The organism is Achromobacter sp. ES-001 (genome assembly GCF_019448355.1).
GTDB lineage: Bacteria > Pseudomonadota > Gammaproteobacteria > Burkholderiales > Burkholderiaceae_B > Achromobacter > Achromobacter spanius_B.
The window spans coordinates 321,509-333,369 of sequence record NZ_CP079940.1 but is presented as its reverse complement, the minus strand read 5'-3'; the positions used below and the strand labels follow the sequence as shown (position 1 = coordinate 333,369).

The 11,861-nt window shown below is 65.3% G+C and carries 10 protein-coding genes; 2 read left to right on the top strand and 8 right to left on the bottom strand.

Annotated elements, in window-relative coordinates:
• Nucleotides 1-56 precede the first annotated feature (56 nt).
• The 6 genes from KYT87_RS01415 to hutC form a co-directional block, all read right to left on the bottom strand.
• Nucleotides 57-1,463 (bottom strand): amino acid permease, encoded by a 1,407-nt coding sequence (locus tag KYT87_RS01415; protein ID WP_120153529.1) that lies wholly within the window; start codon nt 1,461-1,463, stop codon nt 57-59.
• 128 nt (nt 1,464-1,591) lie between these two features.
• A complete protein-coding gene (gene hutH, locus KYT87_RS01410; protein WP_046805574.1) occupies nt 1,592-3,121 on the bottom strand; it encodes a histidine ammonia-lyase in 1,530 nt (509 codons plus the stop codon).
• A gap of 44 nt (nt 3,122-3,165) precedes the next feature.
• Entirely contained in the window at nt 3,166-4,578 is a 1,413-nt protein-coding gene (locus KYT87_RS01405; RefSeq protein ID WP_120153527.1) for a cytosine permease, read from the bottom strand.
• A 97-nt stretch (nt 4,579-4,675) separates the two neighbouring features.
• On the bottom strand, nt 4,676-6,355 hold the full coding sequence (hutU, locus tag KYT87_RS01400) for a urocanate hydratase (protein WP_219991578.1): 1,680 nt from the start codon (nt 6,353-6,355) through the stop codon (nt 4,676-4,678).
• Between the two features lie 116 nt (nt 6,356-6,471).
• The gene (locus tag KYT87_RS01395; RefSeq protein ID WP_219991577.1) at nt 6,472-7,080 is read right to left on the bottom strand and encodes a HutD family protein; all 609 of its coding nucleotides are present in this window, start codon (nt 7,078-7,080) and stop codon (nt 6,472-6,474) included.
• Nucleotides 7,077-7,820, bottom strand: a complete 744-nt coding sequence (hutC, locus tag KYT87_RS01390; protein ID WP_046805633.1) for a histidine utilization repressor — start codon at nt 7,818-7,820, stop codon at nt 7,077-7,079. The genes KYT87_RS01395 and hutC overlap by 4 nt, the downstream gene beginning before the upstream one ends.
• A 128-nt stretch (nt 7,821-7,948) precedes the next feature.
• On the opposite strand from hutC, the gene KYT87_RS01385 reads away from it, so the two are divergent.
• Complete coding sequence (locus KYT87_RS01385; RefSeq protein WP_046805570.1) at nt 7,949-8,239, top strand: metal/formaldehyde-sensitive transcriptional repressor; 291 nt, start codon at nt 7,949-7,951, stop codon at nt 8,237-8,239.
• A 27-nt stretch (nt 8,240-8,266) separates the two neighbouring features.
• Nucleotides 8,267-9,376 (top strand): S-(hydroxymethyl)glutathione dehydrogenase/class III alcohol dehydrogenase, encoded by a 1,110-nt coding sequence (locus KYT87_RS01380; protein ID WP_104144862.1) that lies wholly within the window; start codon nt 8,267-8,269, stop codon nt 9,374-9,376.
• A gap of 24 nt (nt 9,377-9,400) precedes the next feature.
• Here the strand turns inward: KYT87_RS01380 and KYT87_RS01375 are convergent, their stop codons facing one another.
• Together KYT87_RS01375 and KYT87_RS01370 are read right to left on the bottom strand one after the other, a co-directional pair.
• Nucleotides 9,401-10,543, bottom strand: a complete 1,143-nt coding sequence (locus KYT87_RS01375) for a glycosyltransferase (protein WP_046805568.1) — start codon at nt 10,541-10,543, stop codon at nt 9,401-9,403.
• Nucleotides 10,540-11,559: a hypothetical protein gene (locus KYT87_RS01370; protein ID WP_219991576.1), complete on the bottom strand. Its 1,020-nt coding sequence runs from the start codon at nt 11,557-11,559 to the stop codon at nt 10,540-10,542. Before KYT87_RS01370 ends, KYT87_RS01375 begins: the two co-directional genes overlap by 4 nt.
• Between the last annotated feature and the right edge of the window lie 302 nt (nt 11,560-11,861).

The following is an 11,861-nucleotide window of genomic DNA, read 5'->3' as shown; positions in this document are numbered from 1 at the left end:
CACTTCTCCTTAAAGCCGGCGCCGCGCCGCGCAATGCGGCGGGGCGCCGTGTTCGTTCAGTCGGACCCTTGCGGCACCGGCGCGGGAAGCCCACCGCCCGGGCCGCGCGGCAGCACCAGATAGCGGTACGCCACGCACAGCACCGCAATCCAGACCGCGCCTACGACCAGCGCCATCTGGGTACGCGGAAAGTATCCCAGCACGCCGATCACAAACACCAGGAACGCAATCGCCAGCAGGGGGCCAATCGGCCAGAACGGCACGGGAAACTTCAGCGCCGCGACCTCGTCGGGATTCATCTTGCGCCGCATCGCCACCTGCGACAACAGAATCATCAGCCAGACCCACACGGTGGCGAACGTGGCGATCGATGCGATCAGCACGAAGACGTCTTCGGGGATCAGATAGTTCAGCAACACGCCCAGCAGCAGCGCAACCGTCATGACCACCACCGTCATCCACGGCACGCCCGAGCCCGACACCGCCGCGAAGCCACGCGGCGCCTGCCCCTGCCGCGCCATGCCGTACAGCATGCGGCCCGCACCGAAGATGTCGCTGTTGATGGCCGACACCGCCGCCGAGATCACGACGATGTTCAGGATGGTGGCCGCCGACTTGATGCCCAGCCCGTCAAAGATCTGCACGAACGGGCTGCCCTGGCTGCCGATCTGCGTCCACGGGAAAATGGACATCAACACGAACAAAGTCAGCACATAGAACAGCAGGATGCGCAGCGGCACGGCGTTAATGGCGCGCGGAATGGTGCGGCCGGGGTCCTTGGCTTCGCCCGCCGTGATGCCGATGATCTCGATGCCGCCAAACGCAAACACCACCACCGCCAGCGACGCAATCAGCCCGCCCACGCCATTGGGCATGAAGCCGCCGTGCTCCCACAGGTTATGCACACCCGTCGCCGCGCTTTCCACGTTCAGGCCAAAGCCGAACAGCATGATGCCCAGCCCGCCGGCGATCATCGCGATGATGGCGCCCACCTTCAACAGCGACAACCAGAATTCCAGTTCACCAAACACCTTGACCGAGCACAGGTTGATGGCGCCGATGAAGAACACGATGGACAGCACCCAGATCCAGCGCGGCACATCGGGATACCAGAAGCCCATGTACAGCCCGAACGCGGTGATGTCCGCCAGGCACACGATGATCATCTCGAACGCGTAGGTCCAGCCGGTCAGAAAGCCCGCCACCGGGCCCAGGTAGGCGGTGGCGTAGTGCCCGAAGGAACCGGATACGGGGTCCTTCACGGCCATTTCGCCCAACGCGCGCATCACCATGTACACGGCCGCGCCGGCGATCAGGTACGCGATCAGCACCGACGGCCCGGCCTGCTCGATGGCCTTGGCCGACCCGTAGAACAGCCCCGTGCCGATGGCCGAGCCCAAGGCCATGAAGCGGATGTGCCTGGCGTTGAGTCCCCGTTTGAGATCCTGCGTTTGCGTTTGCATGTTGCGTCTCCGTCCTTGTTATAGGTATAGGCGTACAGGGTCAAACGCTGTGCGAGCGGCTTCTATGGACGCTTCGGCACAGCGCGGTGGTGGCGGCCCCGCGCAGGGCGCCGCAACGGTTGAAAAAATCAAAGGCTGGGCAGCAGCCCCGCCGGCATCAGCCCGTTCAGCACCTGCGCCGAGATCAAGCCGCTGGCGGCGGCGATATCGGGCGCGAAGAAGCGGTCTTCTTCGTAGTGCGGCACTTGCTCGCGCAGCACCCGGCGCGCCTGCTCCAGTTGCGGCGAGGTCTTGAGCCCTACACGGAAGTCCAGGCCCTGGCACGCGCCCAGCCATTCAATGGCCAGGATGTCGCGCACGTTTTCCGCCATTGCCCACAAACGCTTGCCGGCATTGGGCGCCATCGACACGTGGTCTTCCTGGTTGGCCGACGTGGGCATGCTGTCCACGCTGGCCGGATGCGCCAGCGCCTTGTTGTCGCTGGCCAGCGCGGCAGCCGTCACCTGCGCAATCATGAAACCCGAGTTGACCCCGCCCTTGGCCACCAGGAACGGCGGCAATTGCGACATGTGCTTGTCCATCATCAGCGCAATGCGCCGTTCGGACAGTGCGCCGATTTCCGCCAGCGCCAGCGCCAGGTTGTCGGCCACCATCGCCACGGGTTCGGCATGGAAGTTGCCCCCGGAAATCACGTCGCCCTGCGCCACGAACACCAGCGGGTTGTCCGACACGGCGTTCGATTCAATTTGCAGCACGTGCGCGGCGTGGCGGATCTGCGTCAGGCACGCGCCCATTACCTGCGGCTGGCAGCGCAACGAGTAGGGGTCCTGCACCTTTTCGCAGTCGGCGTGCGAATGGCCGACCTCGCTGTCCTGGCCCAGCAGGTCGCGATACACGGCGGCCACCGCAATCTGGCCCGGCTGGCCGCGCGCGGCGTGGATGCGGGCGTCAAACGGCACGCGCGAGCCCAGCATGGCTTCCACGCTAAGGCTGCCGCACACCAACCCGGCCGCCATCATGTCTTCGGCTTCGAACAGGCCGCGCAGCGCATAGGCGGTGGACACCTGCGTGCCGTTCAACAGCGCCAGCCCTTCCTTGGCCGCCAGCGTCAGCGGCACCAGCCCGGCGCGCGCCAGCGCTTCTTGCGCGGGCAACCATTCGCCTTGATAGCGCGCGCGGCTTTCGCCAAGCAGCACGATGGACATATGCGCCAGCGGCGCCAGGTCGCCCGAGGCGCCCACCGAGCCCTTTAGCGGAATGTGCGGATAGACGCCCGCGTTGACCATGGCGATCAGGCTGTCGATAACGTGGCGGCGGATGCCGGAATAGCCACGCGCCAGGCTGTTGATCTTCAGCACCATGATGAGGCGCACCATGGCGTCATCCAGGGGCTCGCCCACGCCCGCCGCATGCGAACGCACCAGCGAACTTTGCAGCGCCTGCAAGTCTTCGCGCGCGATCTTGGTGGACGCCAGCAGGCCAAAGCCCGTGTTGATGCCGTACACCGTGCGGCCTTCCGCAATCAGGCGTTCAACCGTGGCCACGCTGGCGTCGATGGCGTCGGCCGCGCCGGCATCCAGCGTCAGCCGTACGGGTTCGTGGTACACGCGCCGCAAGTCGGACAAAGTCAGATGACCGGGCTTCAAGTGCAAATCCATGGGGGTCTCCTACGCCGGTTGCCCGGCTTGATGCAATGTTGTTGTCAGACCGGACGTTGTGCCGGCTCGTGCGCCGCAAGCCGCGAATCGCGGCGGGCGAATAGGTAATAGAGAATGCTGGGTACGATCAGGCCGATGATCCACGACACATCCACGCCGCCCAGCCGTTCGACCATGGGGCCGGTATATAGCTTGGTCGAGATGAACGGCATCTGCACCAGCACGCCAAATGCGTACACCAGGATGCCGGGCAGGTTCCAACGCCCGTAGCGCCCGTTCGGGTCGGACAACGCGGCCACGTCGTAGCGGCCACGGTTGATGAAGTAGTAGTCCACCAGGTTCACCGCGCTCCAGGGCACGAAGAAGGCCAGCAGGAACAGGATGAAGGACTTGAACGCGTTCAAGAAAGAATGCTGGCCCACCAGCGCCACCGCCGTGGCCGCGCCCACGATCAGCACCACCGCCACCGCGCGCTGGCGCCGCGATATCTGCACATGCCCGCGAAAGCCGCTGACGATGGTCGCCATGCACATGAAGCTGCCGTAGGAATTCAGCGTCGAAATCGTGACCTTGCCGAATGCGATGCTGAAGTACAGCAGCGCCGCCATCGTGCCCGTGCCGCCCAGCCCCACGATGTACGCCACTTCGCGCCCCGCGAATTGGCCGGCGGACATCGCAGCGGCCAACACGCCCAGCACCATGGCGATCTGCGCGCCCAACACCGACCCCAATCCCACCGCCAGGAACGTCTTGACCGACGAGGTCGAAGCCGGCAGATAACGCGAATAGTCGGCCACGTAGGGGCCATAGGCGATCTGCCAGGACGCCGCCAGCGACACCGCCAACAGGAACGGCCCCCAGGCAAAATGCCGGATTTGCAGCAGCTGCCCCACGTCGCCCACGGCGACCACGCGGCTGAACAGGTACACGAACGCGATCAGCCCGAACACGGTGGCAACGCGACCGATAAGGTGAATGACGCGGTAGCCGAACAGCGTGGCCACCACGATGACCGACGCAAAGATCAGGATGCCCACGGTATCGCTCACGCCAAACAACTGCCCCAGCGCCTGGCCGGACAGCACCGTGCCCGTGGCCGTGAAACCCAGGTACATCAAGCACACCAGCACAATCGGAATCGCGGCGCCGTAGACGCCGAACTGCACGCGGCTGGAGATCATCTGCGGCAAGCCCAGCTTGGGCCCTTGCGCCGCGTGCAGCGCCATCACCACACCGCCCAGCACCTGCCCGATGAACAGCCCGATCAAGGACCAGAACACGTCGCCGCCCAACACCACCGCCAACGCGCCGGTGACGATCGCGGTGATCTGAAGGTTGGCGCCCATCCACAGCGTGAACTGGCTGTAGAGCTTGCCGTGCCGTTCGGACGGCGGAATGTAGTCAATCGAACGCCGCTCGATGAGCGGCGCGGAACCGGCCTCGCTGTCTTGCGCCATCGCATTGCCTCGTGAGTGACGTGGGGCGGACCGATGCGGTCATGGCCCCACGCGGGTTGGCGGGATCGTGGGGGGGTGCGGAAGGGTTGTGCCGCGCTTAGCGCTGGGCGTTGACCATGGGCAGGTTCAAGCCCTGCTCTTTCGCGCAGTCGATGGCGATGTCGTAGCCGGCGTCGGCATGGCGCATCACGCCCGTGGCCGGGTCGTTGGTCAGCACGCGCGCAATGCGTTCGGCGGCCTCATCCGTGCCGTCGCACACGACGACCATGCCCGAATGCTGCGAGAACCCCATGCCCACGCCGCCGCCGTGATGCAGCGACACCCAGGTGGCGCCGCTGGCGGTGTTGAGCAAGGCGTTCAGCAGCGGCCAGTCGGACACGGCGTCCGAGCCGTCGCGCATGGATTCCGTTTCGCGGTTGGGGCTGGCGACGGACCCGGAATCCAGGTGGTCGCGGCCGATGACGACGGGCGCCGACAGCTCGCCCGAACGCACCATTTCATTGAATGCCAGACCCAGCTTGGCGCGCTGGCCCAAGCCCACCCAGCAGATACGCGCCGGCAAGCCCTGGAAGCTGATGCGTTCGCGCGCCATCTCCAGCCAGCGGTGCAGGTGCGCGTCATCGGGTATCAGTTCCTTGACCTTGGCGTCCGTCTTGTAGATGTCTTGCGGGTCGCCCGACAGCGCGGCCCACCGGAAGGGGCCGACGCCACGGCAGAACAGCGGGCGGATATACGCGGGCACGAAACCGGGGAAGTCAAACGCGTCTGCCACGCCTTCTTCCTGTGCCATCTGGCGGATGTTGTTGCCGTAGTCGAAGGTGGGTATGCCCTGGCGCTTGAACGCCAGCATCGCCTGCACGTGCACGGCCATCGACTGCTTGGCGGCCTTGATGACGACGGCCGGTTCGCGCTTGGCGCGTTCGCGATATTCGGGCCACGTCCAGCCGGCCGGCAGATAGCCGTTCAGCGGATCGTGCGCACTGGTCTGGTCGGTGACCATGTCGGGCTTGACGCCACGGCGCACCAGCTCGGGCAGCACGTCGGCGGCGTTGCCGCACAGCGCGATGGACACGGCGCGGCCTTGCTCGGTGTACGTCTTGATGCGCGCCAGCGCGTCATCCAGATCGGTGGCCTGCTCGTCCACGTAGCGGGTACGCAGACGGAAATCGATACTGGCCTGCTGGCATTCGATGTTGAGCGAACATGCGCCCGCCAGCGTGGCCGCCAGCGGCTGCGCGCCGCCCATGCCGCCCAGCCCGGCGGTCAGCACCCAGCGTCCGGCAAGATTGCCGCCGTAGTGCTGGCGGCCCGCCTCGACGAAGGTTTCGTACGTGCCCTGCACGATGCCCTGGCTGCCGATGTAGATCCAGCTGCCCGCCGTCATCTGGCCGTACATGGCCAGGCCCCGGGCGTCCAGTTCGTTGAAGTGTTCCCACGTGGCCCAATGCGGCACCAGGTTGGAGTTGGCGATCAGCACGCGCGGCGCGTTGGCGTGGGTCTTGAAGACGCCGACCGGCTTGCCCGACTGCACCAGCAACGTTTCATCGTCGTTCAGCTGAGTCAGCGATTCGACGATCTTGTCGTAGCAGTCCCAGTTGCGGGCGGCGCGGCCAATGCCGCCGTACACCACCAGCTCTTTTGGGTTTTCAGCGACGTCCGGGTCCAGGTTGTTCATCAACATGCGCAGCGGCGCTTCGGTCAACCAGCTTTTGGCGGTCAGCTGGTTGCCACGCGGCGCGCGGATGACGACATCGCGATATCGATTCGATTGGTCCAAGACAGTCTCCTTGATCGGTTCTGCCGCGCGCGTACCCGCAGCGCGGCGATTGCCCGCATCATAGGATGCCTATGCTTGTATATACAAGATAGGACGAGACGAATTTTGGTAGGGGTTTACCCCCAATGAACTAAGGGATGCAGCTCGATCACGCAAGCGTTCACAGCGCCGTTGCCGGCAAGGCGATACGACGCCAGGGCTTGCCGCCCGTCCACATGCAGGCAGTCGTAGCGCGCAGGCAGCGCATGGTCGACCCCGTCCACGTTCAACGTCAGGGCGTCGCCGGCGTTCAGCACCAGCAGGCTGTGCGCATCGCTATGAAACACCCATGGCCCGGCGCCGGACGCCCATTGCAGCCGAGCGTGATAACGCTGCGGCTTGTAGATCAGGTTGAAGTCGCGGATCGGCCCGTCCAGCAAACGACACTGGACCTGCGCGTCCCCCAGGAACGCGTAAGGCTGATACGGCATCAGCGGCGCCTGTGCCTGGCCGTCAACGGTCAGTTCGATGCCGCTGCCTTCCAGCACGGTGATGATGCGCTGATAGCCCGCGAACGCCGAAAAACCGCCGTCTTGCGCGACGTCGGCAATCGACAGGCGCCAGTCGAACGCGGCGGTGCTGCCTCCAGGGTTGCAAGCGACTTCCTGCGTGGTGCCGCCACCGTTTTTCCACGGCATGCGCGGGTAGTCAGCAGCGCGATACAGGCGAACGTTGGACGGATTCATGTCGTGAACTTGCCTTCCAGACGGTGGCGCGAGCCGGGGTGGATCAGCCGCGCCAGCGTCACCGCGCGGTCGCCGGACCACGTGCGGCGACGGATCAACAGGCACGGCTCGCTGCGTTCGATCTGCAACAGCTGGCATTCGCGCGGCTTGGCCAGGATGGCCTCTACGACGTGTTCGCCTTCGCTAAGCGGCGCCACGCGCGTCAGGTATTCGTACGGGGTGTGCTGCGTGAAGTCCTGTTTCAGGTAGTCCGGCGCCAACCGCACATTGACGTAGCGGTCTTCCAGTTGAATCGGCACGTCGTCCTCGAAATGCACGATGACCGAATGGAATACGGGTTGGCCCACGCGCAGGTCCAGCGCCAGCGCCTGCTCGGACCCGGCCGGCTCTTCGGCCAGGCGCACCACGCGGCTGTGGTGCCGATGGTTGCGCGCGGCAATCTCGTCCGCGATGTTGTTCACGGCAAACAAAGCCGAGCGCGCCTTGGGCTGCGCCACGAACGTGCCCACCCCCTGCATGCGCACCAGCAAGCCCTCGGCCGTCAGCTCGCGCAGCGCGCGGTTGATCGTCATGCGGCTGAATCCCAGCTCGTCGACCAGTTCGCTTTCCGAGGGCACCCGGTAGTGCGCGGGCCACGCGCCCGTGCGGATCTGCTGCGCAATCATCTGCTTGACCTGCGCATACAGCGGGGCGGGCAGGGCATTGGCCTGGACGGGTAGTCGGGGGGGAGAAGAAGCCACGGAATGATCCTGGAGTGGGCGCCACACGGCGGTGAAAAACGGCTTGTAGTATAGACAGGTACACATGTCTTGCGAATGACGGGGCGCTTTTCGTATACTCCCCCCCTGTATCGTTTTCGGAGCCTGCCGTGCCGCATTCGCCGGAAGAAAAAAAACGTGTCGTTACCCGCTTGCGCCGTATCCAGGGGCAGGCGTTAGCATTGGAACGCGCGGTCAACGAAGGCACGGAATGCGGCGCGCTGCTGCAACAGCTGGCCGCCTTGCGCGGTGCAGCCACCGGCCTGATGGCCGAGGTGCTGGAAAGCCATCTCCGGGAAACCTTCCTGCAATCCGCCCAGGGCGGGCCGCAACACGCCGGGATCGACGCCGAGGCCGAGGTCGACCAGCTGATGCGCATCGTCCGTTCCTATTTGAAGTAATCCCCCCGACATTCGTGGAGCAAAATTATGAAATCACGCGCAGCAGTCGCATTCGGACCCGGCAAGCCGCTGGAAATCGTTGAAATCGACGTCGCGCCCCCGCAGCGCGGCGAAGTGCTGGTGCAGATCACGCACACCGGCGTCTGCCACACCGACGCGTTCACGCTCAGCGGCGACGACCCCGAAGGCCTGTTCCCCGCCGTGCTGGGCCACGAAGGCGCGGGCGTGGTCGTGGAAGTGGGCGAAGGCGTGACGTCGCTGAAGCCGGGCGACCACGTCATTCCGCTCTACACGGCCGAATGCCGCGAATGCAAGTTCTGCCTGTCCGGCAAGACCAACCTGTGCCAGAAGGTGCGCGCCACCCAGGGCAAGGGCGTCATGCCCGACGGCACCTCGCGCTTCAGCTACGAAGGCAAGCCGCTGTACCACTACATGGGCTGCTCGACCTTCAGCGAATACACGGTCGTCAACGAGATCTCGCTGGCCAAGATCAACCCGGCCGCCCCGCATGAAAAGGTTTGCCTGTTGGGCTGCGGCGTGACCACCGGCCTGGGCGCCGTGCACAACACCGCGAAGGTCAAGGAAGGCGACACCGTCGCCGTGTTCGGTCTGGGCGGCATCGGCCTGGCCGTGATCCAGGGCGCGGTGCAGGCCAAGGCCGGCCGCATCATCGCCGTGGACACCAACCCGAACAAGTTCGTGCTGGCCAGCGCCATGGGCGCCACCGACTGCATCAACCCGAAGGACTACGACAAGCCCATCCAGGACGTCATCGTCGAACTCACCGACGGCGGCGTGGACTTTTCGTTTGAATGTATCGGCAATGTGCACGTGATGCGCGCCGCGCTGGAATGCTGCCACAAGGGCTGGGGCGAAAGCATCATCATCGGCGTGGCCGGCGCCGGCCAGGAAATCAGCACGCGCCCGTTCCAGCTGGTCACGGGCCGCGTGTGGCGCGGATCGGCCTTCGGCGGCGTGAAGGGCCGCACGCAACTGCCGGGCATGGTCGAAGACGCCATGAGCGGCAAGATCGACCTGGACCCGTTCGTCACGCACACGCTGCCGCTGGACCGCATCAACGAAGCCTTCGACCTGATGCATGAAGGCAAGTCGATCCGCACCGTGATCCACTTCTAAGGATCACGCGGCAACGCCGGGGCGTCAGGACGTCAGTTCAAACTGGCGGTCGGACGCCCCGCGTTCTTGGTACACCTGCTCGGTCTGTCCCACGAAATGCGCCAGGGAAAACTCGCGCAACGCCGTGTTGCGCGCTTCCTCGCCCATCTTCGCGGCGATGGCGCGATCGTTCAAGAGGGTGGACACGGTGGCCAGCACGCTGCTGACGGAACCGGGCGGCACCACCCAGCCATTGCGCCCGTCGGTCACGTTCTCGGTCAGGCCGCCGACCTTGCTGACGATGACCGGCTTGCCCGCCGCCATCATTTCGCGGCACGCAAAAGAGATGGTCTCCAGACGAGACGACAACACAAACCCCACATCCAGTGCCGCCAGGAAAGGCCGCACGTCGTCAAGCAAGCCCGTGAACACGACTTGATGCGTCATGGCCAGGTCGGCCACGCGCTGGCGCTGTTCGTCGTCGGGTTCCTTGCCGGCAATCAGGATCACGACCTGATCGCGCTGATGCTCGGGCAGCAGCGACACGGCGGTCACCATGTCCAGCCAGTTCTTGTACACGGCGGTGCCGGCGTTGCTGCCGATCACCAGCCGGCGCTGCATGGCCTTGGGCAGCAGCGCGGCGCGCGCTTGGGCGACTTCGTCAGGGGTGGCCGGTCGATACTGAAGCGTATCCACGCCGTTGTGCACCACGCGCAGGTCTTCATCGCGAAACACCGAATCTTTCATCCGGCGAAACGTGTGGCCGCACACGCAGATGACGCGGTTGGTGCCCCACTTGGCGCGCATGCGCACTCCCAGGCTGTTGGCGCTGCGATCGGTATGCTGCGTGTAGACAATGAACGGGCGCTTGGCGCCCATGCCCACCGTGGCCAGCATGCACAGGCGATGGTCGGCCGAGCCGTTCACGTGGATCACGTCGAACTGTTCGCGGCGCAGCAGCGCGCGCAGCCGCCGCAACGCGCTTAACTGCTGAAACGGGCGGCCCTTGAATTCCAGGTCAACGGAGTGCACGCCGGGCAAGGCGTGGGCTTCGGCCAGCAGGCGGCTGCCAAGCGGCGCGGCCACGGTAATCTGGGCGCGTTGGCGCAGCATGCGTGCCAGGGACATGACGTAGGTGGTGTGCCCGCCGCCATCGCCCTGGTGAAAGTTGGTGTACAGAATCTTCATCGTGATAGGCCCGAGAACCGTTGCAGGGAAGGCGGGGATTCCCCTTGATTGAGCAAACAGCTCCAGTGGCGCTTTTCAAATATGTCCTCGCCCAGGCGGCTATTCAAGGACAGGTTGTAGACCTGAACGCCGTGCGCGCGCAGCAGGCGGCTGGCCTGGCGGAACGCCGGTTCGATATGTCCGGCAAACTGCCGGTCCAGCGCGGTGGCCAGCTGCGCGCCCGGGCTTTCGTAAAAGCGCGGGCCGGCCGTGGCGCTCAGGTCCAGGCCGTGCAGGTACAGCGTGCGCGCGCCCATCCAGGCCAACAGTTGCAAGGCCGTGTAGGCCACCGTGCCGCCGCCGAACAGGCCGCGCGACGGGTTCAGGCTGAAGCCATGCGCGTGCTGCGGGTGATGCGCGTCGAACAACACCAGCTCGGGGTCGCGCGCCAACCGCGCGGCAAGGGCATCGGGTTGCGCGCGCGGTTGCAGCGCACGCTGGTGCACTTCCTCGAACAGCGCAATGCGGCACCGAACCGCCTTGGCGTCGAACAAGTACGAAATCCATCGGTACACCTCGGGCGTGACAAACAGCAGCAGGTCCTGCGACAAGACCTCGGCAACCAAGTCGCGCCGGCGCTTCACAAAGCCCGCGTCCAGCATCGCGTAGTAATCGAAGCGCAACGAGGGATGCGCGCGCCGCAGCGCAATCGACCCGTTCACGCCCATCACGTTGCCCAGTCGGCAACGCGCATAGTCGATGTCAGCAATGGAAGGGCCGCTAAGGATCAGGTGGGCGTCGCCGGTGATGGCTCGCGGCACGTCGGCCAGGGGCAAGGTAGCCGGGCCTTGCACGCCGACCACGTTGCAGGACAGCAAGCGGTCGTGGTCGCGGGCATCGCGGCGTACTTTCACCAGCGGCCACAAGGTTTCGTTATGCCGATAGGCGCCGGCTCGCGTATAGCGGTAAAGATAGCGAAAGCCCTTGGTCAGCGGGCGCGACCGGAGCAAACGGGGAACGAGGGCAAATCGGGTCATGAACGGTGCCGCTGACAGCGCGGCGAAACCTTACGAGGCGCCGATTCTACGAGGGCGCCATGCCCGCCAACGCGTCCGAAACATTTGTGATGTAACAGCATGGCAGGCATTCGATCGCGCCCTTTTTTTTGCGCGCGCGCCCCGTCGTCGCCGCCGTCCCATATCGCGAAACCCGCGCCAGCGCTGCCTCCCAGGGCATTGCGCGCGCGCGTGGCCCGTGCGCACCATTAGCGTGCATGTTTACCGTGACGAACGCACTATCGGCGGCACCACGCCGCCGAGTGTGCGTTTGTACCTTCCAT